The sequence below is a fragment of the Janthinobacterium sp. GW821-FHT03C10 genome, assembly GCF_059420865.1.
This window is the reverse complement of record NZ_JBWKUN010000007.1, coordinates 1-21,972: the sequence shown is the minus strand read 5'-3', so window position 1 is coordinate 21,972 and position 21,972 is coordinate 1. Positions and strand designations below refer to the sequence as shown.

The following is a 21,972-nucleotide window of genomic DNA, read 5'->3' as shown; positions in this document are numbered from 1 at the left end:
CGCATGGGCTTGTTCTCGAAACTGTTTAAAAACAAGCAAGAATCCTCTGGCGAAGACAGCGGCTTTTATGTCCCTGGCGAAGCGCAGTCGCCGACCCGCAAGCGCGCCGCCAACACCTCCGGTGGTGGCGGTTCGCGCCGTGGCGGCAAGGAAGCGCCGGACCCGGTCTTGCCTGAAAAAAAGCGCGCACGCCGCCGCCTGGTCGGGGCCATCGCCCTGGCCCTGGGCGTGGCCGTCGGCTTGCCGATGCTGCTCGATTCCGAGCCGAAAGCGCCGTTCAACGATATCGCCATCGACATTCCGTCGAAGGAAAAGGCGGTGCCTGCGCCGGCGCCCGTGCCGGCCGTTCCGGCCCGGGCCGCAGCGGATGGCCTGGACCAGTCCGAGGAAATCGTCGACGCGCCGCTGCCGCCCGCGGCCAAGCCGGCAGCGGCGCCGGCCCCCGTGCTGGCCGCCGCCCAGCCTGCGCCGGTCAAGCCGGCCTACGTGGAACCGAAACACGAGCCCAAGCCCGAACCGAAACCTGTCAAGGTGGAGCCGAAACCGGAACCGAAATCCGAGCCGAAGCACGAAGCCAAGCCGGAGCCGAAACACGAGCCCAAGCCCGAGTCCAAGCCGGAACCCAAGCATGAGGTAAAACCGGAAGCCAAGCCCGAAGCGAAGCCTGCCAAGCCGGCGCAATCGGCCGACGATGCCGCGCGCGCGCTGGCTATCCTGGAAGGCAAGCCGCAAGACAAGCCACAAGAAAAAGCGCAAGACAAGGCCCACGACGCCGGCAGCGGCAAGTTCGTGGTGCAGGTGGCGGCGCTGGCGACGCAGGACAAGGTCGATGAATTGCAGGACAAGCTGCGCGAAGCGGGCATCAAGTCGTACACGCAGAAAGTCTCCAGCCCGGCGGGCGAGCGCATCCGCGTGCGCGTGGGGCCGTTTGGCAGCCGTGAAGACGCCGAAAAGACCCGCGCCAAGCTGCAAAAGCTGGGCCTGGGCGGCAGCCTGGTACCGGCGTGATGTTGCAAGGCTGAACGCGCGTGACGATCTTCGATTACCTGGTGCTGTTCGTGCTGGTGACGTCCGTGCTGATCAGCATGATGCGCGGCCTGGTCAAGGAAATACTGTCGTTGGTCAGCTGGGTCGTGGCGTTCGTCATTGCCAACGCCTATGGCGCCACCCTGGCGAAGTTCCTGCCGGAAGCCGTGCCGGGCGAAGCGATCCGTTTGTTGCTGGCCTTCGTGGTGCTGTTCATCGGCGTGCGCATTTTGATGGGATTGCTGTCCATGACGGTCGACGCCCTCGTCAAGGTGACGGGCCTGAGCCTGGCCGACCGCACCCTGGGCAGCCTGTTCGGCGTGGCGCGGGGCCTTGTGATCGTGCTGACCGCCGTCATCTTGTGTGGCATGACGTCCATACCGCAGCAGCCATTCTGGAAAAACGCGCAGCTCAGCCCGCTCGCGGAGCAGGGCGCGCGCGCCATCAAGCCTTATCTGCCTGCCGCTTACGCGCAGCATGTGAAATTTTGAATTTTTTTTAAAATCAGTAGCACAGTTTAGGAGCACACCATGTGTGGCATCGTCGGCGTCGTTTCCCATCAACCTGTCAATCAATTGCTCTATGATGCATTGTTGCTCCTGCAACATCGCGGTCAGGATGCGGCAGGGATTGCGACCAATCACAGCAGTATGTTTTCCATGCACAAGGCCAACGGCCTCGTACGTGACGTCTTCCGTACGCGCAACATGCGTTCGCTGCAAGGCAATTCGGGCATCGGTCATTGCCGCTATCCGACGGCCGGTTCGTCGAGCGAAGAGGAAGCGCAGCCGTTCTATGTGAATGCGCCGTTCGGCATCACCCTGGCGCACAACGGCAACCTGACCAACTGGGAACAGTTGAAGCTGGAAATGTTCAAGAACGACCGCCGCCACATCAATACCGATTCCGATTCGGAAGTGCTGCTCAACGTGCTGGCGCATGAAATCCAGGAAGCGACGACGGGCCTGAACCTGGACCCGGAAGCCATCTTCAAGGCCGTTACCGTACTGAACCGCCGCGTCAAGGGCGGCTACGCCGCCGTCGCGCAAATCGCCGGCGTGGGCTTGCTGGCCTTCCGCGACCCGCACGGCATCCGCCCGCTGTGCCTGGGCATCAATGAAACGGAGCAGGGACCCGAATACCTGATCGCTTCCGAATCCGTGGCCCTGGAAGGCATGGGCTTCCGCTTCGTGCGCGACATCGGTCCCGGCGAAGCCGTCTTTATCGACGCCGACAAGCAATTGCATAGCGCCCAGTGCGCCGACAACGCCAGCCTGAACCCATGCGTGTTCGAGTTCGTCTACCTGGCCCGTCCCGATTCCGTCATCGACGGCGCCTCCGTATACGCCACGCGCCTGAAAATGGGCGAATACCTGGCCGAGAAGATCCGCACCGAACTGCCCGGCGTGCATATCGACGTGGTCATGCCGATTCCCGATTCCTCGCGTCCGGCCGCCATCCAACTGGCCATGGCGCTGAACATCGAGTACCGCGAAGGTTTCATCAAGAACCGCTACATCGGCCGTACCTTCATCATGCCGGGCCAGGCGGCGCGCAAGAAATCCGTGCGCCAGAAGCTCAACGCGATCCCGTCCGAGTTCAAGGATAAAGTCGTGTTGCTGGTCGACGATTCCATCGTGCGCGGCACCACCAGCCGTGAAATCGTGCAGATGGCGCGTGAAGCGGGCGCGACGAAAGTCATCTTCGCCTCGGCCGCGCCGCCGGTCATCTACCCGAACGTGTACGGCATCGACATGCCGACGCGCGACGAGCTGATCGCCTACGGCCGCACGACGGAAGAAGTGTGCCGCGAAATCACGGCCGATTACCTGGTCTACCAGGATATCGGCGCCCTGAAGCAGGCGATCGCCGACGTCAACCCGGCCCTGGTCAACTTCGAGGCTTCGTGTTTCGACGGCGTCTACGTGACGGGCGACGTGTCGCAGGAATACCTGGACCGCCTGGAATATGCGCGCCACCATCCGAAGGCGGCGGCGCCCGAAGATACGCCGCGTTCCCAGCTGAACCTGAACCTGGCCACGACAGAAGCGTAATTATCTTGCCCGGCTAGCGCCGGGCTTTTTTTGCTCCGCGATCATGAACGATAAAAAAAACTACGGCTTTACCACCACCATCCTGCATAACGACCGCCGCAAGGGCATCGAGCACGGCTCCCTGCACAAGCCCGTGCACACTTCCGTCGCGTTCGGCTATGGCGATGCGCGCCAGCTCGCTTCCGTGTTCCAGGGCAAGGAGCCGGGCTTCCGCTATGGCCGCCAGGGCAACCCGACCGTGTCCGCGCTGGAAGACAAGGTCAACCAGATGGAAGATGGCGTGGCCACCCTGTGCTTCGCCACCGGCATGGGCGCCATCGGCGCCGTGGTGCAGTCGCTGCTGCGCGCGGGCGACCATGTGGTGTCGTCGGCCTTTTTGTTTGGCAACACCAACAGCCTGTGGCAAACGGTGACGGGGCAGGGCATCGATGTATCGTTCGTCGACGCCACCGAGGTGGCCAACGTGGCGGCCGCCATCACGCCGGCCACGCGCATCGTGTTCGTGGAAACCATCGCCAATCCGCGCACGCAGATCGCCGACCTGGCAAAGATCGGCGAGTTGTGCCGCGAGAAGGGCATCTTGTACATCGTCGACAACACCATGACGACGCCGTATCTGTTCCGCCCGAAAGCCGTGGGCGCGGGCCTGGTGGTCAATGCCTTGACGAAATCCATCGGCGGCCACGGCAATGCGCTGGGCGGCAGCTTGACGGACACGGGCGTGTTCGACTGGACGCAGTATCCGAACATCTTTGAGAACTACAAGAAGGCGGCGCCGGCGCAATGGGGTATCGCGCAAATCCGCGCCAAGGCCTTGCGCGACTTCGGCGCCTCGCTGGGGCCGGAAGCGGCGCACCATATCGCCGTCGGCGCGGAAACCATGGCCTTGCGCATGGACCGCACCTGCTCGAACGCCCTGGCCCTGGCCACCATGCTGGCCGCCGATCCGCGCGTGGCGGCCGTGCATTACCCGGGTCTGGCGTCGCACCCGCAGCATGCGCTGGCGAGCGACCTGTTCCGCAGCTATGGCTCCCTGTTCAGCTTTGAACTCAAGGATGGCATCGACTGCTTCGATTTCCTCAATCGTTTGAATTTGGCCATTCCCGCGAGCAACCTCGGCGACACGCGCACCCTGGTCATTCCCGTCGCCCACACGATCTTCTATGAGATGGGTGCCGAGCGGCGTGCCAGCATGGGTATCGCCGAATCGCTGATCCGCGTCTCCGTCGGCATCGAGGACGAGGTGGATCTGCTCGAGGATTTCCGCCAGGCACTCGATGTATAAGTCGCCGGATAAATGAAAAGGGCCGCAACAGTCATGCTGTTGCGGCCCTTTTTTCGTGCAGTCGTTTAATGCCAGCTGCGCATGAGTCCGACGGCCAGCCCTTCCAGGGCGAATTCATCTTCCGGCGATACGGTGATGACCTTGAAGTCGGGATTTTCCGGGAACAGTTCGATCACGGAACCCGTCTTCTTGTAGCGCTTGACGGTGACTTCGTCGCCGATGCGGGCGACGACGATCTGGCCGTTCTTGGCGCTGTCGACCTTCTTGACGGCCAGTAAATCGCCATCCATGATGCCGGCGTCGCGCATGGACCAGCCGCGCACCTTCAGCAGGAAGTCGGGCTTGGCCGAAAACAGGGCCGGGTCCACGTTGTAGCTCGCTTCCAGGTTTTCCTGTGCCAGGATGGGCGAGCCTGCCGCCACGCGGCCGATCAGGGGCAGCGACATCAGCAGCGCTGCCGGCACTTTCGATGGCAGGGCTTCAGCCGCCGCGCCGATCAGGCGGATGCCGCGCGAGGTGCCGGGCGAAATCTCGATGGCGCCCTTGCGGGCCAGGGCCTGCAAATGCTCTTCGGCCGCGTTGGCCGATTTGAAACCCAGTTCATTGGCGATTTCGGCACGGGTGGGAGGAAAGCCCGTGTTTTCAATCGCGTCCTTGATCAGGTTCAGGATTTGTTCTTGTCGTGCTGTCAGCTTGATCATGAGCGGTGGGTGCATACTGAAATGCTGTCTATATGAACAGACTGTATTTTTGTACAGTATCGCCCACTATGCAAGGGGATTTGCGTGTTTTCGGCGAATTTCGCAAGAAATACTTGTCCATGGGCGGAAAGCGCGTTCGCGCGCGGTCTTTTCGGGCGCTGGCGCAAGCAATGATTGAAACGTTTGCAAAAGGCGGTTATAATCTTCGGCTGACCTTCCCACACCCGTCTTGACGCCGGGGTGGGCGATTATCAATCCGACCTGAAGGAGTTTGCATGCGTCATTATGAAATAGTCTTTATCGTCCATCCGGACCAAAGCGAGCAAGTGCCCGCGATGATCGAACGCTACAAAGCCAGCGTAACCACCCGCGGCGGTTCGGTTCACCGCGTGGAAGATTGGGGCCGCCGCCAAATGGCTTACTCGATCCAAAAGCTGCCTAAAGCACACTACATCTGCCTGAACATCGAATGCGACAACGAGACCCTGGTCGAGTTGGAAACAGCATTCAAATTCAATGATGCCGTGTTGCGTCACCTGACCGTTAAAATGAAGAAAGCTGAAACAGCTCCTTCGCCGATGATGAAATCGGTACAACGCGAAGACGCGGCCAAAAGCCACCGCACCGAAGCACCAGCAGCCGCTCCAGCCGCAGCCGCTTAATTTTTGACCAGGATCGTGCGCTGAACCAGCTACAAGTCACCGCCATCATTGCCGAGCGCGAAATATTGCGCTATACCCCGGCAGGGCTGCCGATTGTGAATGCAGTATTGCAACACAGTTCGCAGCAGATGGAAGCAGGGATTGCCCGTTTGACCGAGTTTGATGTTGCCGCGCTAGCCGCTGGCGAAATTTCAGGCCGGTTCAGTCAGGCAAGCTTGGGCGGGGTGTATCAGTTCACGGGTTTCCTGGCCAGGAAGAGCCGCAACAGCAAGAGTTTGGTGTTTCACATCATTGATTTTAGTGCAGTCATTCCCGACTAGCGCATTTTAGATACAGGAGCCTGACATGGCATTCGGTAAAAAGTTCGACAAAAATAAGCTCAAGCTTAAAGAAAAACGCAAACAGCAAAACCCTTTGTTCAAACGTAAGAAGTTCTGCCGCTTCACGGCAGCTCACGTTGAGCAAGTCGACTACAAAGACGTCGACACGCTGAAAGACTTCGTCCAGGAAAACGGCAAGATCATGCCAGCACGCCTGACCGGTACCAAAGCGCACTACCAGCGCCAAGTCGACACCGCAATCAAGCGCGCTCGCTTCCTCGCGCTGCTGCCATACACCGATCTGCACCACGCTTAATCGGTCAGATATTCCTGGAGAAGAACTATGCAAATCATTCTGTTAGAAAAAGTTGTAAACGTCGGTAACCTCGGCGAAGTCGTCAAAGTCAAAGACGGTTACGCACGTAACTTCCTGATCCCGCAACGCCTGGCACGTCGTGCTACGGCAACCGCTGTGGCTGAATTCGAAGTCAAGCGCGCCGAACTGGAAAAAGCTGCTGCCGCCAAACTGGCCGCATCGCAAGCCCAGGGCGAAAAACTGAGCGGCCTGACCGTTCAAGTTGCTCAAAAAGCTGGCGTCGATGGCCGTCTGTTCGGTTCCGTCACCAACTTCGACATCGCTGAAGCGCTGACCAAGCAAGGTTTTGCTGTTGAAAAAGCACAAATCCGCATGCCTACCGGCCCGCTGAAGATCGTTGGCGAGCACAACGTTTCGGTTGCTCTGCACACCGACGTGGTCGTGGAAGTGGTGATCGCTGTCGTTCCAGACGCGAACGCGTAATCGTCTGCGGGCCTGGCCCGCAAGCGCTGCCGCACTATGAAAAGCCGGGTTCGCCCGGCTTTTTTGTGGCCTTTTTTTCGCTCATTTTCAGCCCTTTATTTTTGCCGGCACGCCGAAGCGGGTATAATTCGCGCCATGAACGCCCCCTCTGATCCGCAACTGGATTCCCTCCGTATTCCGCCGCATTCGATCGAAGCAGAACAATCCGTCATCGGTGGTCTGCTGCGCGACAATGCCGCCTATGACCGCATCGCCGACTTCATGCATGCGGAGGATTTCTATCGCTATGACCATCGCATCATCTTCGAGCAAATCGTCAAGATGGTTAACGCTTCCAAGCCAGCCGATGTCATTACTGTTTTTGAAACCCTGACCCAGCTCGGCAAGGCCGAGGACGTGGGCGGACTCGCTTACCTGAACGCCATGGCGCAGAACACGCCATCGGCCGCGAACATCCGGCGCTACGCCGAGATCGTGCGCGACCGCGGCGTGCTGCGTAAACTCATCACCGTCGCCGACGATATCTCCGGCACGGCCTTCAGCCCGCAAGGCAAGGAAGTCAAGCAGATGCTTGACGAGGCCGAATCGAAGATTTTCGCCATCGCCGAAGAAGGCGCGCGCGGCGCCCAGGGCTGGACCGCCATCCAGCCCCTGCTGACGCAGGTGGTCGAGCGCATCGACGAGCTGTACAGCCGCGACAACCAGAGTGAAATCACGGGCGTGCCCACCGGTTTCATCGACCTCGACCGCATGACCTCGGGTCTGCAGCCGGGCGACCTGGTGATCGTGGCGGGCCGTCCGTCGATGGGCAAGACGGCGTTTTCCGTCAACATCGGCGAGAACGTGGCCATCGACAGCGGCTTGCCCGTGGCCGTGTTCTCGATGGAGATGGGCGGCGCCCAGCTGGCCATGCGTATGCTCGGCTCCGTCGGACAGCTGGACCAGCACCGCCTGCGCACGGGCCGCCTGAACGACGAGGACTGGCCGCGCCTGACGAATGCGATCCAGAAGATGAACGACGCGCAGTTGTACATCGATGAAACGCCGGCGCTCAACTCGATCGAATTGCGCGCCCGCTCGCGCCGCCTGTCGCGCCAGTGCGGCAAGCTGGGCCTGATCATCGTCGACTACTTGCAGCTGATGTCGGCCAATACCCCGGGCGACAACCGCGCCACGGAGATTTCCGAGATTTCGCGGGGCTTGAAAGGCCTGGCGAAGGAACTCGGTTGTCCCGTGATCGCGCTGTCCCAGCTGAACCGCTCGCTGGAACAACGTCCCAATAAACGTCCTGTCATGTCCGACTTGCGCGAATCGGGCGCTATCGAGCAGGATGCCGACGTGATCCTGTTCATTTACCGCGACGAGGTGTATAACCCCGACTCGCCGGACAAGGGAACGGCCGAAATCATCATCGGTAAACAGCGTAACGGCCCAATCGGCAGCATCCGCCTCACCTTCATGGGGCAGTACACCAAATTTGGCAATTACAGTGGTGGCCTGGCGCTTTACCAAGGCGACTAAGACTCAGCAGCACTGGCAATTCCATTGGCCGCCCCCTCATACGGGGCGGCTTTCTGTAGTAAATAACACGACTCAATGCTTAACGGAGAATGACATGTTTGGACGCTTGATGCCCACTGAGGGCAAGTTTTTTGAATTGTTTAACCAGCACGCGGAACTGTGCGTCAAGGGCGCGAAAGAGATGCTCGGCCTGATGACCAATTTCGACGACCTGGAAAACCGCGTGCATGCGATCGAAAGCATCGAGAAACAGGCGGACAAGGTCACCTACGCCACCGTGGAAATGCTGCACAAGACCTTCATCACGCCGATCGACCGCGATGACATCCATCAGCTGATCACGCGCCAGGACGACATCCTCGACCTGCTGGAAGATGCGGCGCAAACCGTCTCGCTGTACGACCTGAAGGCCGTCACGCCGGAAGCCAAGCGCCTGGCCGAACTGGTCCTGGCCTGCACCGAGAAAGTGCGCGACGCCGTCGCCATGCTGCACAACATGGACAACTCGCGCAAGATCGTCGCCATCTGCGAAGAGATCGACCGCCTGGAATCGGACGCCGACCACGTGATGCGCGCCGCGATGTCCAAGCTGTTCCGCGACGAGCCGGACGTGCGCAACCTGATCAAGCTGAAAGCGATCTACGAAATTCTGGAAACCGTGACCGACCGTTGCGAAGATGTGTCCAATATTATCGAAGGCATCATCGTCGAAAACGCGTAAGCGTTGGGCCTGTCCTGAACCAGAATCAGAAAAGAAACTATAATGACCATACAAATCAGCATCTACGTGCTAGGCCTGTTGATCGTCCTGGCGCTGCTGTTTGACTTCATGAACGGCTTCCACGATGCCGCCAACGCGATCGCCACGGTGGTCTCGACGGGCGTATTGAAACCGCAGACCGCGGTTGCCATGGCCGCCACATTCAACTTCGTCGCCATCTTCGTGTTCCACCAGCTGACCGTGGCCGCCACGGTGGGCAAGGGCACCATCGACCCGGCCGTGATCGACCAGTACGTGATCTTCGGCGCGCTGATGGGCGCCATCTTCTGGAATTTGTTTACCTGGTACTACGGCATTCCATCGTCGTCCTCGCACGCCCTGATCGGCGGCCTGGTGGGCGCCGCCGTCGCCAAGTCGGGCACGGGCGCGCTGGTCGCGGCCGGCCTGTGGAAAACCGTGGCCTTCATCGTCATCGCGCCCGTGCTGGGCTTCGTGTTCGGTTCCATCATGATGCTGCTCGTGTCGTGGATCTTCGTGCGCTCGACGCCGCGCAAGGTCGACAAGTGGTTCCGCCGTTTGCAACTGGTATCGGCCGCCGCCTACAGCCTGGGCCACGGCGGCAACGACGCGCAAAAAACCATCGGCATCATCTGGATGCTGCTGATCGCTGCCGGCTACTCCAGCGCGGCCGATGCCATGCCGCCGATGTGGGTCATCATCTCGTGCTACACGGCGATCAGCTTCGGTACCCTGTTCGGCGGCTGGCGCATCGTCAAGACCATGGGCCAGAAGATCACCAAGCTCAAACCGGTCGGCGGCTTCTGCGCCGAAACGGGCGGCGCCATCACCCTGTTCGTCTCGACGGCGCTGGGCATTCCCGTGTCGACCACGCACACGATCACGGGCGCCATCGTCGGCGTCGGCTCGTCGCAGAAAATGTCGGCCGTGCGCTGGGGCGTGGCGGGCAACATCGTCTGGGCCTGGATCTTCACGATTCCCGCTTCCGCGTTTGTTGCCGCAGTCGCCTGGTGGATTGGCCACCACATCATGTAAGGCACCTCTGCAAACCTACTGCGCAGCCCACTATCGAATCTCCGTTGCTCACTGTACTAAAGTACAGCTCCGCTACTCAATCCGATATCGGGCTTGCTCGCTACGGTTTTCAGAGGGCCTCGGGCCAACTGGGCGCATGTATAAAAAAGGAACCGTAAGGTTCCTTTTTTTATGCGCCGGCCAGTTCCACCGTCAGCCCCTCGCTGGCGAGGAACACCTGCAGGCCGGCCAGGCGGCTGGCATAGCGGCCCATCACGTCGGCAAACACGGCTTCGAGCTGCTCGTCGCTGCGCGTCGGTTCGTGGTGGGTGCAGTACAGGCGCCGCGCGCCGCAGCGCAGGGCCAGGTCGAAGGCGGCGTCGAAGGTGCCGTGGCCCCAGCCCTGCTTGCCCGGGTATTCCTCGCGCGTGTACGAGCAATCCATGATCAGCGCGTCGACGCCGGCGACCAGCGCATCGATGCCGGCCTGGCGCTGCGCATTGCGCGCCGCGCAGGCCGCGTGGTCGGCGTGGCCGGGCGGATGCAGGTTGTAGAACGGTTCATGGTCGCCGCTGAAAAACAACGAGGCGCCGCCGCAGTCGATGCGGTAGCCGAGGTTGACCACCGGATGGTTCATTTCCGCGCCGCGCACGCGCGCGCCGCCCACGTCGACGATGTCGCCCGGCGCCAGGGTGCGGTACTCGATGCTGGCCGCCATGGCCGCTTCGCTGACGGGAAAATAGCTGCCCTGCAGCTGCACCGCCATCACGTGCTCGATGCCGCGCCCGCTGGTGCCGTCCAGGGCGCCATGCAGGCGCATGCGGTTGCCGGCCACGAACAGGGGCGAGAACATGGGCAAGCCGTGGATGTGGTCCCAGTGGCTGTGCGTGATGAAGACGTGCGCGTCGACGGGCTGGCCCGGCGGCAGCTGCTGCGCCAGTGAAAAGATGCCGCTGCCCGCATCGAGAATGATCAGGCTATCGTTGTCGGTGCGCACCTCGATGCACGTGGTGTTGCCGCCATAGCGCGCCGTGCGCGGGCCGGGGGAGGGGATGGAGCCGCGCACGCCCCTGAACGTGAATTTCATTCAGTACCTTGTTACGGTGTAATTATTGTTAATTCTATTCTAATTAATGAGATTGGCGGCAACATTTATGTGTGTTGCAATACGGAAAGTTATTTCATTTTGTTGTGACTAAGTAATGTACAGTGCGCAGGGTGGCCGTTACACTGGCGCTTGCCGACTTCCCCTTTTTTGCTTGCCCATTACCTGATTGCCGCCAACATGCCTCAGTTGCACCCTGAGAAAATCGCCCACAGACTGGAGCAATTGACCGAACTCAGTGTCGCGCTCGGCCATGGCCTGGGCGGCGAAGGGCACGATATCGGCGCGCTGTTGCAGCGCATCGTGCTGCTGGCAAAAAGCATGAGCGGCGCCGACGGCGCGACCCTGTACCGGCCCGCGCTTGAGGGCCGCCAGCTGGCGTTTGACATCAGCGTCAACGACAGCCTGGGCATCGCGCAGGGGGCGGACATGGGTTTGCCCGGCGTGCCCCTGTTCGATGGCGCGGGCCAGCCCAACCTGGCCTCGGTGGCGGCGTATGCGGCGAACCTGCGCCGCAGCGTGAATATCGCCGACGTCTACCGCGACGAGGGCTTCAATTTTTCCGGCATGCGCGATTTCGACCGCCACCACGGCTACCACACGCAATCGATCCTGACGGTGCCCATGAGCGACCACGAGGGCGACTTGATCGGCGTGCTGCAGCTGGTCAATGCCAAGGATGGCGAGACGGGCCAGGTGCGCGCCTTTTCCTCCACCGACCAGCGCTTCATCGAGGCGCTGGCCGCGCAGGCTGGGGTGGCGCTGACCAATCAGCTGCTCATTTCGCAGCTGGAAGAGCTGCTCGAATCGCTGGTCACCCTGATCAATATCGGCATCGACGAAAAGTCGCCCTACACGGGGCGGCACTGCCAGTTCGTGCCCGAGCTGACGATGCTGCTGGCCGATGCCGCACACGCGACGCAAACGGGGCCGCTGGCCGATTTCCGGCTCAGCGACAACGAGCGCAAGCAGCTGTGGCTGGCCGGCCTGCTGCACGATTGCGGCAAGATCACCACGCCCGTGCACGTGGTCGACAAGGCCACCAAGCTGGAAACGATTTTCGACCGCATCGCCCTGATCGACACGCGCTACGAAGTGCTGTTGCGCGACGCCGAGATCGCGGCCCTGCGCCAGCAGGCGGCGCAGCCGCAGCAGAAAGATGCCATCGCCCGCGCGCTGGAACTGGAACAGGCGGCGCTGCGCGAGGAGCGCGACTTCATCCGCAGGGTCAACATCGGCGGCGAAAGCATGGCGCAGGCCGATCAGGAAAGAGTGCGGCAGATCGCCCGTCGCCGCTGGCGCGCGGCCGACGGCGAACTGCGCGATTTCCTCGATGCCGACGAGACGGAAAACCTGACCATCCGCGCCGGCACCCTGACGGCGGCCGAGCGGGCCATCGTCAATAACCATATCAGCGTGTCGATCCGCATGCTCGAAGCGCTGCCGTGGCCCAAGCACCTGCAAAAGGTGCCGGAATACGCGGGCGGCCACCACGAGCGCATGGATGGCAAGGGCTATCCGCGGGGATTGACGAAAGAGCAGATGTCGGTGCCGGCGCGGCTGATGGCGATTGCCGACATCTTCGAGGCGCTGACGGCGCGCGACCGGCCGTATAAAAAGGGCAAGTCGCTGTCCGAATCGCTGCGCATCCTCGGCAATTTCAGTTTGAACGGGCATATCGACCCGGAGCTGTTCGACGTGTTCATCCGCAGCAAGGTCTATCTGACCTTCGCTGAAAAGCACATGCATCCGAGCCAGATCGATGCCGTCGACGAGGCGGCCATTCCGGGCTATACCCCGTGAAGCTGCCGCTGGCCTGGCGCAAGCATGGCGCGCGTTTCGCGCTGGGCCTGCTCCTCAGCGTGGCGGCCGCCGTGCTGTGCCTGGCCGGCAACGACACGATCGCACGGTTCGATGCCATGCTGGGCGACTGGCGCATGCGCCTGGATGCGCCGCAGCTGGACCGCCGCATCGTCATCGTCGACATCGACGAGAAAAGCCTGGCCCGCGTGGGCCGCTTTCCCTGGAGCCGCGACATCCAGGCGCGCCTGGTGCGCCAGCTCACGGGCCACTACGGCGTGGCCGCGCTGGGCTTCGATATCTCGTTTCCCGAAGCCGATACCAGTTCCGGCTACGCCGTGCTGCAAGGCTTGGCGCGCGGCGCACTGGCCGACGTGGCCGGCCTGCCGGCGCAGCTGGAAAAACTGCGCCCGGCCATGGACTACGACGGCCTGTTTGCCGAGGCCATGCGCGGCCAGCCCGTGGTGCTGGGCTACAGCGTCTCGGAGCAGCAAAGGAAGGGCGTGCTGCCCAAACCCGCTTTCACCGTCGCCGACTTGAACGGGCGCACGGTCACGGCCTATGTGGCGCGCGGCTATGAAGCCAATATCGCGCCCCTGCAGGCGGCCGCGCAGGGCGCCGGCATCTTCACGGCGCTGACCGATGCCGACGGCGTCGTGCGTTCCTCGACCCTGTTGCAGCGCATCGGCGACGGCTATTACCCTTCGCTGTCGCTGGCCACCGTCGCCGTCTACCTGCAGGCGCGCGCCATCTCCCCCCGTTTCACGGGCACGGCCGATACCCTGTCGGCGCGCGAACTGGCCAGCGGCGGCCTCGAACACATCATGCTGTTCACGCCGCGCGGCGCGCTGGCGATTCCTGTCGGCGAAGCCTTGACGACCACGGTGCAGTACCGCGGCGCGGGCGGCCCCGATGGCGGCGCCTTCCGCTACGTGTCGGCTGCCGATGTGCTGGCCGGCACGGTGCCGCCCGCGCTGCTCAAGGGCGCCATCGTCCTGGTGGGCACCACGGCGCCCGGCTTGAACGATATCCGCGCCACGCCCGTGAATGCCGAATATCCGGGAGTGGAGGTGCACGCCAACCTGATCAAGTCCATGCTCGACGGGCGCTTCAAGGCGCGGCCCGACTACGCGCTGGCGTTGGAACTGGTGCAGATCGTGCTGTGTGGCCTGCTGCTGGCGGGCGCCCTGGCCGTGCTGCCGCCGGCTGGCGTGATGCTGGCCACCGTGGCCGCGCTGGCCGCCGCCATCGGCATCAACCTGTACCTGTACGCCGTGCACGACCTGGTGCTGGGCGGCGCCGTGCTGCTGTTGCTGATCCTTGCGCTGTTCGTCGCCAATCTGGCGTGGGGCTACTTTTTCGAGGTGCGCAAGGGGCGCGCGCTGGTGGCGCGCTTCGGCGAATACGTGGCGCCCGAGCTGGTGGCCGAGATGGCCGACGATCCGCGCCGCTACACCATGGAGGGCGAGAACCGCGAACTGACGGTGCTGTTTGCCGACGTGCGCGGTTTCACGGCCATCTCCGAGCAGCTGGCGCCGGCTGCGCTGCGCGAATACATCAACGCATACTTGACGGCCATGTCGGAAGATATCCGCGACAGCCATGGCGGCACGCTGGACAAATACATCGGCGACGCCGTGATGGCGTTCTGGGGCGCGCCCGTCGCCTTTGGCGACCACGCCAGCCGGGCCGTGGCCAGCGCCCTGCTGATGCAGCAAAGCGCGGCGCGGCTGAACCAGCGGTTTTGCGCGCGCGGCTGGCCGGCGCTGCGCATCGGCATCGGCCTCAATACGGGCCCCATGCATGTGGGCGACATGGGCTCGCGCATCCGCCGCGCCTATACCGTGATGGGCGACAGCGTCAACCTGGCCGCGCGCCTGGAAGGCGCCAGCAAGCTGTATGGCGTGGGCATCGTGGTGGGCGGGGCCACGCGCGCGGCCGCCCCGGAATTCCTGTACCGCGAACTCGATCGCATACGCGTGCTGGGCAAGCAGGAAGCGGTGGCCATCTTCGAGCCGCGCTGCCTGCTGGCCGGTGCCGCAGCGGCCGAGCTGGCGCAGATCGAGCGCTGGCATGCGGTGCTGGCCCGGCTGCGCGCGCGCGACTGGGCGGCGGCTGGCGCGCAGCTGGCCGGCCTGCAGGCGGACTTTCCCGATGATGGCCTGTACCGGCTCTACGCGACGCGTCTGGCGCAATACCGCAACGCGCCACCGCCGGCCGGCTGGGATGGCGTGACAGAATTGCACAGCAAATAGCCTGTCATCGCGCCGGAAAAGGCTGGCCATGCCGGCATTTTTCAGCATGCCCGGCGCGTTGTATGTTGCGTTGCGATAAAAATCAGGGAGAAATGTTAGAAATTTCTGACTGGAAACTAAAAGCCGTCTAAAATTTGTCTTCAATCCATTGCCGGACACGCTGGCGCCTGCGGGCCGCGCGCTTGTCCGGTTACACAAGAAATCCTTCACATGACATATCGTTTGGTGCACCTGCTTGCGGGTTCCGCGCTGCTGTTCGCCGTCGGCGCCGCCGGCGCCGCCGTTTCCATGGATGAAGCCGCTCCTGCCACGCAGGACGATGGTGTGCCGCGCTTCGAGATCCGCCGCTTCGACGTCCAGGGTAATACCCTGCTCACGTCCGCGCAGGTGCAAGCCTTGCTGGCGCCCTTTACGGGAGCACAGCGCGATTTTTCCGACATCGCCCGCGCCGTCGAGGCGCTGGAAGGGGCTTACCGCGAGCGCGGCTACAGCGCCGTGCAGGTGCAACTGCCCGAGCAGGAACTGGAGCGTGGCGTGGTGCGTCTGAGCGTGCTGCAAACGCCGCTGGGCAAGCTTGTTATCAGCGGCAACGCCTGGGTCGACGAGGCCAACGTGCGGCGCGCCTTGCCATCCCTGCGCGAAGGCGGGACGCCGAACGTGCCGGCCCTGTCGCAAAGCCTGAAGCTGGCCAATGAAAACCCGGCGCGCAAGATCGAAGTGCGGCTGCAGGCCGACGAGCCGGCGGGCGCCATCGATGCCATCGTCACGGTGGCCGATGAAAAGCCCTGGAAGGCCATGCTCAACGTGGACAACACGGGCAATGCGCAAACGGGCAAGACGCACGTGGGCGTGGTGCTGCAGCATGCCAACCTGTTCGGCCGCGACCACGTCGCCAGCCTGCAATACACGAGCAGCCTGGAAAAGCCGGACAAGGTGGGCGTGTATGGCGCCGGCTACCACTTGCCGCTGTATGCGCTGGGCGACTCGATGGACTTTTTCGCCAGCTATTCGAACGTCGATTCGGGCAGCGTCTCGGCCGGCATTTTCGACCTGGCCGTCAGCGGCCAGGGCAGCATGGCCGGCATCCGCTACAACCAGAACTTTGCCCGCAGCGGCGATTTCGAACCCAAGCTCGTGTACGGCGTCGATTACAAGGCTTACCGCAACAGCGTGCAGCTGTTCGGCATGGAACTGGGTGCCGACGTCACCGTGCATCCGCTCAGCATCAGCTATATCGGCAACTGGACCTTGCCCGAGGGCGAGACCAGCGTGGCGGTCACCTTCGCGCATAACATTCCTGGCGGCAAGCATGGCGCGCAAGCCGATTTCGACCGCGTGCGCGCGCATGCCAAGGCGGCCTACAACACGCTGCGCCTGAGCGCCAGCACGGGCCGCGTGCTGGCCGGCGACTGGCAATGGCGCGCGCTGGCCAACGCGCAGGTGACGCCCGACGCGCTGGTGCCGGGCGAGCAGTTCGGCGCCGGCGGCGCCGCGTCCGTGCGCGGCTTTGCCGAGCGCGAGGTAGCGAATGATTCGGGCGTCAACCTGAACCTGGAACTGTACACGCCGAACTGGTGCGGCCAGGCGCTCGCTTACCAGTGCCGCGCGCTGGCGTTCTATGACACGGCCTGGCTGCGCCGCAACCATGCGCTGCCCGGCGAAAGCGCGTCGCAAGGCATCAGCAGCGGCGGCCTCGGCCTGCGTTTGCTGCTGAGCCGCGACGCCAATCTGCAACTCGATTACGCCCATGTCGTCAATGGCGGCGACACGGGACAGCGGGGCGCCAACCGCCTGCATTTCCGCCTCGCCTTGGCCTACTAGCATCAGGATGAACACCATGCACAACCACGTCCAGCACGCCTCCGTTTTCATCCTGACGCCTGCCTTTTCGTCACCCTATGCGCTACCGCTGCGCCGCACGGCGCTGGCGCTGCTGCTGGCCGGCTGTTTCGGCGCCGCGCAGGCCAACCCCGCCTTGCCACAGGTGGTCCATGGACAGGCGACGTTCAACCAGCAGGGCAACGTCTTCTCGATCACGAACACGCCCAACACCATCATCAACTGGCAGAGCTTTTCCATCCATGCGGGCGAAATCACGCGCTTCATCCAGCAGAACGGCAATAGCGCCGTACTGAACCGCATCACGGGACAAGACCCCAGCAAGATACTGGGCGCGCTCGAATCGAACGGCAAGGTCTTCCTGATCAACCCGAACGGCATCGTCTTCGGCCAGGGCGCGAAAGTGGACGTGAACGGCCTGGTCGCTTCCAGCCTGGGCATGTCGAATGAGGACTTCCTGGCCGGCAAGCGCCAGTTCACGGCCGGCGGCGTGGCCGGCGCCGTCGGCAATGCGGGCACCATCAACGCTGGCAAGGGCGGGCAAGTGCTGCTGATCGCGCCGAACGTGGAAAACACGGGCATCATCACGGCGCCGAATGGCGAAGTGATCCTGGCGGCCGGGCGCAGCGTGCAGCTGGCCGACCCCGGCAATCCGCAATTGCGCGTGCTGGTCTCGGCGCCAGCCGACCAGGCCCTGAACCTGGGGCAGATCATCGCCCAGGGCGGCAGCATCGGCATGGCCGGCGCACTGGTCAGCCAGCGCGGCGTGCTCAACGCCAACAGCGCCGTCGTCGGCGAGAACGGCAGGATCGTGCTCAAGGCCAGCGGCAAGGCGCTGCTCGAAGCGGGCAGCGTCACCAGCGCCACGGGCGCGGCCGGCACGGGCGGCCAGATCCAGGTGCTCGGCGAGCAGGTGGGTTTGCTGGGCAATGCGAAGGTCGACGCCAGCGGTGCCACGGGCGGCGGCACGGTCTTGCTGGGCGGCGACTACCAGGGCAAGAACGCGGCCGTGCAGAATGCGCGGCAAGTGCTGGTTGGCAAGGATGCCAGCGTGACCGCCGATGCCATCGTCAGCGGCAACGGTGGCAAGGTCATCGCCTGGGGCGATGAATCGGCCCAGGTGCACGGCAGCATGTCCGCGCGCGGCGGCACGCAGGGCGGCGACGGCGGCTTTGTGGAAACGTCGGGCCATTACCTGGCCGTCGACGGCATCCGCGTCGATACCAGTGCGGCGCATGGCAAGCGCGGCAACTGGCTGCTCGATCCTTACGATATCACCGTGGTCGCCGGTTCGGGCGGTCAGTTGAGCAGCTTCGACCAGTTCGCCGACGCGCCATCCACCGGCAACGCCAGCATCGGCGCCGACCTGATTTCCGGGGCCAGCAGCAACGTCACCTTGCAGGCCCTGCATCGCATCAATTTCAACAGCGCCATCAACATCGCGCAGCAAGGCGTGGGCTTGACGGCGCAGGCGGGCGAGATCATCAATGTCAATGCGCCCATCACCACCAATGGCGGCCATATCACGCTGTCGGCCAACGATGCGGCCGCCGGCCTGGCCTATGGCGCCGGCTCGAACGTGAACCTGAACGCGGCGCTTGGCAGCGGCAATGGCGAGGTACGGCTGTCCGGCGCCGGCATCACTTTCGGCGTCGGCTCGGTCAATGTCGGCAACGGCAACCTGACCTTGCGCGCGAATGTCGCCGGGGGTTCCATCGACCTGACGGGCAGCGGCGATCAGCTGCTGGGCAGCGGCGTCGCCGGCCAGACGGTGCTGCTGGAGGCGGACAACATCAGCATCAACGGCGCCATCAATGTTGGCGGCGCCGCCGGCAATGCCGGGGTGACCATGCAGGCGTTCAGCGCGGGACGAGAGATCGTGCTGGGCGACAAGCCCGGTAACGGCCTGCGCCTGACCAATGCCGAACTGAACCGTATCGCCGCCGGCAGCGTGCATATCGGCAGTGCCGCCGGCGGCGACCTGACGGTGGAGCAGGCGATCGACCTGGCGATTGTCGCGGCGGGCGGCGGCGTGAAGAACCTCGTGCTCGAAAGCGGCGGCAATGTGCTCGTAGCGAACACCTTGGCGCTGCGCCAGGACGGCGGCAGCATCGCCGTCACGGCCGCCGGCCTGCTGTCGGTCGCCAGCGGCGGCGGCTTGTCCGCAGGGGCGCTCCATCTGGTTGCCGACAATATGAGCCTCGGCGGCGGTGCGCAATCGGTAGCGGCCACGGCGGGCGGCACCGTCAGTCTGAACCGCCGTTCCAGCGTGGGCACCATTACCCTGGGCACGGGGGCGGCGGACAATGCCAGCAGCCTGGGCCTGAGCGAAGCGGAATTGAAGACCATCAGCGCCGGTACCGTGCTGGTGGGCGGCGACAGTTTTAGCGGGGTCGTCAATCTCATGGGCGCGCTGGACCTGGCGTCGCAAGGCGAGCTGAACCAACTTGTGCTGCGCACGGGCGGGAATATCAACCTGAACGGTCCCCTCAGCGTGGCCAGGGGCTTGACCCTGGCTTCCGGCGGCAACATCAGCGCCAGCGGCGCCGTCAGCGTGGGTGGCGATTTCCTGCTCGATGGCGGCCGCTGGGTGCAAAACAGTGCCAGCCTGCCCGGGTTTTCCGCGCGCGGCTTCAGCATTGCGCAGGGGAGTTTCCTGCGCGCGAGCGGCGGCGACGGCGGCACGTCCTCGCCCTATCTGATCGCCGATATCTATGGCGTGCAAGGCATCGCCAGCCTGGGTCTGGGCAACAGCTATCGCCTGGCCGGCAATATCGACGCCAGCGGCACGACGAACTGGAACGATGGCCAGGGCTTCGTGCCGATCGCCGGCGGCGGCAGCGGTTTTTCCGGCGTGTTCGATGGCGGCGGATTTACGCTCAGCAATTTGAAGATCGACCGCAGCCTGGTCCCAGGTTCGGCCGCGGGCCTGTTTGGCGCCGTGCAGGGCGGCACCTTGCGCAACCTGACCCTGAGCGGCGGCAGCGTCACCGGCACGGCGAACGTGGGCGCGCTGGCGGGCGAGGTCGTCAGCGGCACTATCGACGGCGTGAACAGCAGCGTGGCCGTCAGCGGCCAGCGCAATGTCGGCGGCCTGGTGGGCAGCAACGGCGGCGCCATCACGCTGTCGGCCAGCAGCGGCGCCGTCACCGGCGTGAATGCCGATGGCGGCGGCGCCATCGGCGGCCTGGCGGGATCGAATGCGTCCGGCGCCAGCATCGCGACCTCGTACGCCACCGGCGCGGTGACGGGCGCGCGCGAGATGATCGGCGGCCTGGTCGGCAACAACCAGGGGGCGCTGAGCCAGTCTTATGCCACCGGCAAGGTCAGCGGCGCGCGCAGCATCGGCGGCCTGGTGGGCTTGAACGGCGGCAGCATCGACGATGCGTATGCCAGCGGCGCCGTGGGCCGGGCCGGCATTGCCGATTCCATCTTACCCTGGGAAAACATGGGCGGGCTGGTCGGTGAAAGCACGGGCAGCGTCAGCCATGTCTTCAGCAGCGGCGCCGTGACCGGCGACGGCTATGCGGCGGTGGGCGCGGTGGCCGGCCGCGTGGCTACCGGTTCGCCGTTCGCCTATGGTTTTTTCAATTATGAAACGTCGCTGGTGCAGATGGATGGCGGCGGCTCCAGCGGCCGCAGCACGGCGCAGATGCGGCAGCAAGGCAGTTTCAACGATTACAATTTCAGCAGCGTGTGGCGCATCTACGAAGGCTACACGACGCCGATGCTGAAGGCTTTCCTCAAGCCGCTGCAGGTGAATCTCTCGGGCAATGCCACGGGCAAGGTCTACGATGGCCAGCTGGCCGCCTTCCTCGGCTCGATCGGCTACGTGGGACTGCTCGACGGTGATGTGGGCGTGAATGGCAGCCTCGGCTACGGCAACGCGCGCAACGTGGGCAGCTACGAAGCGACGGGCCTGTGGTCGACCAAGTACGACATCACCATGGGCGGCACGACCACCTTCGCCATCACGCCGCGCGCGCTGACGGTGAGCCTCGGCGGCAATGGCAAGGTCTATGACGGCACCCTGGGCTACGATGGCGTCAGTTTCCTGCTGGGCAACGTGGTCACTGGCGACAACATCAGCGTCAGCGGCAGCGCCGCCTTCCTCGACAAGAATGTGGGCGCCAGCAAGGCCGTGCACGCCAGCGGCCTGGCCCTGGGCGGCAATGAACTGGGCAACTACAGCCTGGCCGCGACGACGGCCGATGGCACGGCGGCCATCACGGCGCGCGTCCTGAACTATGGCGTTTCGGGCGCGCAGAGCCGCGTCTACGACGGCACCTTGCAGGCGGCCCTGAATGGCTACTTCGAAGGCCTGGTAACGGGCGACCAGGTCGCCATGGCGGATTTGCAGGGCAGCTTCCGCGACAAGCATGTCGGCACTGGCAAAGTGGTCGATTATCAGGTGGCGACGGGTCACCTGACGGGCGCCGATGCGGGCAACTATGTACTCAATGGAAATGCGGGTAGTACCACGGCCGACATCACGGCGCGCACCCTGAACGTAAGCTTTAACGGCGTCAACAAGACCTACGACGGCACGACGGGCGCGCAAGTGGGCTTTGGCGACGACCGCGTCCAGGGCGATGCCTTGACGGTGGCGGGCACTGCCGCGTTTGGCAACAAGAACGCAGGTATTGGCAAAACCGTCACGGTGACCAATGTGGGCGTGAGCGGCGGCGACGCCGGCAACTATGTGCTGGGCGCCAACTCTGGCAGCACCACGGCCGACATCGCGGCGCGCACCCTGAACGTGAGTTTTACTGGCATCAACAAGACGTATGACGGCACGACGGGCGCGCAAGTGGGCTTTGGCGACGACCGCGTCCAGGGCGATGCCTTGACG

Annotated in this window: 17 protein-coding genes; 15 read left to right on the top strand and 2 right to left on the bottom strand. The window is 63.7% G+C overall.

Annotated features, from left to right (window positions below; genetic code table 11):
• Positions 1–3 precede the first annotated feature (3 nt).
• From AC07VH_RS22150 to AC07VH_RS22135, 4 genes are read left to right on the top strand one after another with little or no spacing between them, the layout of a single operon-like run.
• On the top strand, positions 4–1,008 hold the full coding sequence (locus AC07VH_RS22150; protein ID WP_494788978.1) for an SPOR domain-containing protein: 1,005 nt from the start codon (positions 4–6) through the stop codon (positions 1,006–1,008).
• Between the two features lie 20 nt (positions 1,009–1,028).
• On the top strand, positions 1,029–1,517 hold the full coding sequence (locus tag AC07VH_RS22145) for a CvpA family protein (protein WP_251350435.1): 489 nt from the start codon (positions 1,029–1,031) through the stop codon (positions 1,515–1,517).
• A 39-nt stretch (positions 1,518–1,556) separates the two neighbouring features.
• Positions 1,557–3,080, top strand: coding sequence for an amidophosphoribosyltransferase (gene purF, locus AC07VH_RS22140; RefSeq protein ID WP_475415570.1), 1,524 nt, complete (start codon positions 1,557–1,559; stop codon positions 3,078–3,080).
• A 43-nt stretch (positions 3,081–3,123) separates the two neighbouring features.
• The gene (locus tag AC07VH_RS22135) at positions 3,124–4,365 is read left to right on the top strand and encodes a cystathionine gamma-synthase family protein (RefSeq protein WP_489630184.1); all 1,242 of its coding nucleotides are present in this window, start codon (positions 3,124–3,126) and stop codon (positions 4,363–4,365) included.
• Positions 4,366–4,430: 65 nt separating this feature from the next.
• Here AC07VH_RS22135 and lexA read toward each other — a convergent pair whose 3' ends face one another.
• Complete coding sequence (gene lexA / locus AC07VH_RS22130) at positions 4,431–5,066, bottom strand: transcriptional repressor LexA (RefSeq protein WP_475415637.1); 636 nt, start codon at positions 5,064–5,066, stop codon at positions 4,431–4,433.
• Between the two features lie 275 nt (positions 5,067–5,341).
• Here lexA and rpsF point away from each other — a divergent pair, with 275 nt between their 5' ends.
• From rpsF to AC07VH_RS22095, 7 genes are all read left to right on the top strand, one after another.
• Positions 5,342–5,728 carry a 30S ribosomal protein S6 gene (rpsF, locus tag AC07VH_RS22125; protein ID WP_010400028.1) on the top strand — a complete coding sequence of 129 codons (387 nt, stop codon included), beginning with the start codon at positions 5,342–5,344 and terminating at the stop codon, positions 5,726–5,728.
• A gap of 20 nt (positions 5,729–5,748) precedes the next feature.
• Complete coding sequence (gene priB, locus AC07VH_RS22120; protein ID WP_086144118.1) at positions 5,749–6,048, top strand: primosomal replication protein N; 300 nt, start codon at positions 5,749–5,751, stop codon at positions 6,046–6,048.
• A gap of 25 nt (positions 6,049–6,073) precedes the next feature.
• Entirely contained in the window at positions 6,074–6,364 is a 291-nt protein-coding gene (gene rpsR / locus AC07VH_RS22115) for a 30S ribosomal protein S18 (RefSeq protein WP_010400024.1), read from the top strand.
• Positions 6,365–6,391: 27 nt separating this feature from the next.
• Positions 6,392–6,847 (top strand): 50S ribosomal protein L9, encoded by a 456-nt coding sequence (rplI, locus tag AC07VH_RS22110; protein WP_034783456.1) that lies wholly within the window; start codon positions 6,392–6,394, stop codon positions 6,845–6,847.
• Between the two features lie 135 nt (positions 6,848–6,982).
• Positions 6,983–8,368, top strand: coding sequence for a replicative DNA helicase (locus AC07VH_RS22105; RefSeq protein ID WP_071322553.1), 1,386 nt, complete (start codon positions 6,983–6,985; stop codon positions 8,366–8,368).
• Positions 8,369–8,462: 94 nt separating this feature from the next.
• Positions 8,463–9,089: a DUF47 domain-containing protein gene (locus AC07VH_RS22100; RefSeq protein WP_010400015.1), complete on the top strand. Its 627-nt coding sequence runs from the start codon at positions 8,463–8,465 to the stop codon at positions 9,087–9,089.
• 39 nt (positions 9,090–9,128) lie between these two features.
• The gene (locus AC07VH_RS22095; RefSeq protein WP_072452470.1) at positions 9,129–10,142 is read left to right on the top strand and encodes an inorganic phosphate transporter; all 1,014 of its coding nucleotides are present in this window, start codon (positions 9,129–9,131) and stop codon (positions 10,140–10,142) included.
• A gap of 169 nt (positions 10,143–10,311) precedes the next feature.
• On the opposite strand, the gene AC07VH_RS22090 is transcribed toward AC07VH_RS22095, so the two are convergent.
• Entirely contained in the window at positions 10,312–11,208 is an 897-nt protein-coding gene (locus AC07VH_RS22090) for an MBL fold metallo-hydrolase (RefSeq protein ID WP_475415568.1), read from the bottom strand.
• Positions 11,209–11,406: 198 nt separating this feature from the next.
• Between AC07VH_RS22090 and AC07VH_RS22085 the strand changes: the two genes are divergently transcribed.
• The 4 genes from AC07VH_RS22085 to AC07VH_RS22070 all read left to right on the top strand — a co-directional run.
• Positions 11,407–13,029 (top strand): GAF and HD-GYP domain-containing protein, encoded by a 1,623-nt coding sequence (locus AC07VH_RS22085; RefSeq protein ID WP_475415567.1) that lies wholly within the window; start codon positions 11,407–11,409, stop codon positions 13,027–13,029.
• Positions 13,026–15,281 (top strand): CHASE2 domain-containing protein, encoded by a 2,256-nt coding sequence (locus AC07VH_RS22080; RefSeq protein WP_494788977.1) that lies wholly within the window; start codon positions 13,026–13,028, stop codon positions 15,279–15,281. The genes AC07VH_RS22085 and AC07VH_RS22080 overlap by 4 nt, the downstream gene beginning before the upstream one ends.
• A gap of 210 nt (positions 15,282–15,491) precedes the next feature.
• The gene (locus AC07VH_RS22075; protein WP_494788976.1) at positions 15,492–17,102 is read left to right on the top strand and encodes a ShlB/FhaC/HecB family hemolysin secretion/activation protein; all 1,611 of its coding nucleotides are present in this window, start codon (positions 15,492–15,494) and stop codon (positions 17,100–17,102) included.
• Between the two features lie 16 nt (positions 17,103–17,118).
• Positions 17,119–21,972, top strand: a 4,854-nt coding sequence (locus AC07VH_RS22070) for a beta strand repeat-containing protein (protein WP_494804034.1), incomplete at its 3' end; no start/stop codon positions are given.

Bases quoted from the DNA above. Each gene is read 5' to 3' on its own strand.
- AC07VH_RS22100 (WP_010400015.1), top strand. From the start codon at position 8,463: ATGTTTGGACGCTTGATGCCCACTGAGGGCAAGTTTTTTGAATTGTTT.
- AC07VH_RS22090 (WP_475415568.1), bottom strand. From the start codon at position 11,208: ATGAAATTCACGTTCAGGGGCGTGCGCGGCTCCATCCCCTCCCCCGGC.
- rplI (WP_034783456.1), top strand. From the start codon at position 6,392: ATGCAAATCATTCTGTTAGAAAAAGTTGTAAACGTCGGTAACCTCGGC.
- AC07VH_RS22085 (WP_475415567.1), top strand. From the start codon at position 11,407: ATGCCTCAGTTGCACCCTGAGAAAATCGCCCACAGACTGGAGCAATTG.
- AC07VH_RS22105 (WP_071322553.1), top strand. From the start codon at position 6,983: ATGAACGCCCCCTCTGATCCGCAACTGGATTCCCTCCGTATTCCGCCG.
- AC07VH_RS22150 (WP_494788978.1), top strand. From the start codon at position 4: ATGGGCTTGTTCTCGAAACTGTTTAAAAACAAGCAAGAATCCTCTGGC.
- purF (WP_475415570.1), top strand. From the start codon at position 1,557: ATGTGTGGCATCGTCGGCGTCGTTTCCCATCAACCTGTCAATCAATTG.
- rpsF (WP_010400028.1), top strand. From the start codon at position 5,342: ATGCGTCATTATGAAATAGTCTTTATCGTCCATCCGGACCAAAGCGAG.
- lexA (WP_475415637.1), bottom strand. From the start codon at position 5,066: ATGATCAAGCTGACAGCACGACAAGAACAAATCCTGAACCTGATCAAG.
- rpsR (WP_010400024.1), top strand. From the start codon at position 6,074: ATGGCATTCGGTAAAAAGTTCGACAAAAATAAGCTCAAGCTTAAAGAA.
- AC07VH_RS22135 (WP_489630184.1), top strand. From the start codon at position 3,124: ATGAACGATAAAAAAAACTACGGCTTTACCACCACCATCCTGCATAAC.
- AC07VH_RS22075 (WP_494788976.1), top strand. From the start codon at position 15,492: ATGACATATCGTTTGGTGCACCTGCTTGCGGGTTCCGCGCTGCTGTTC.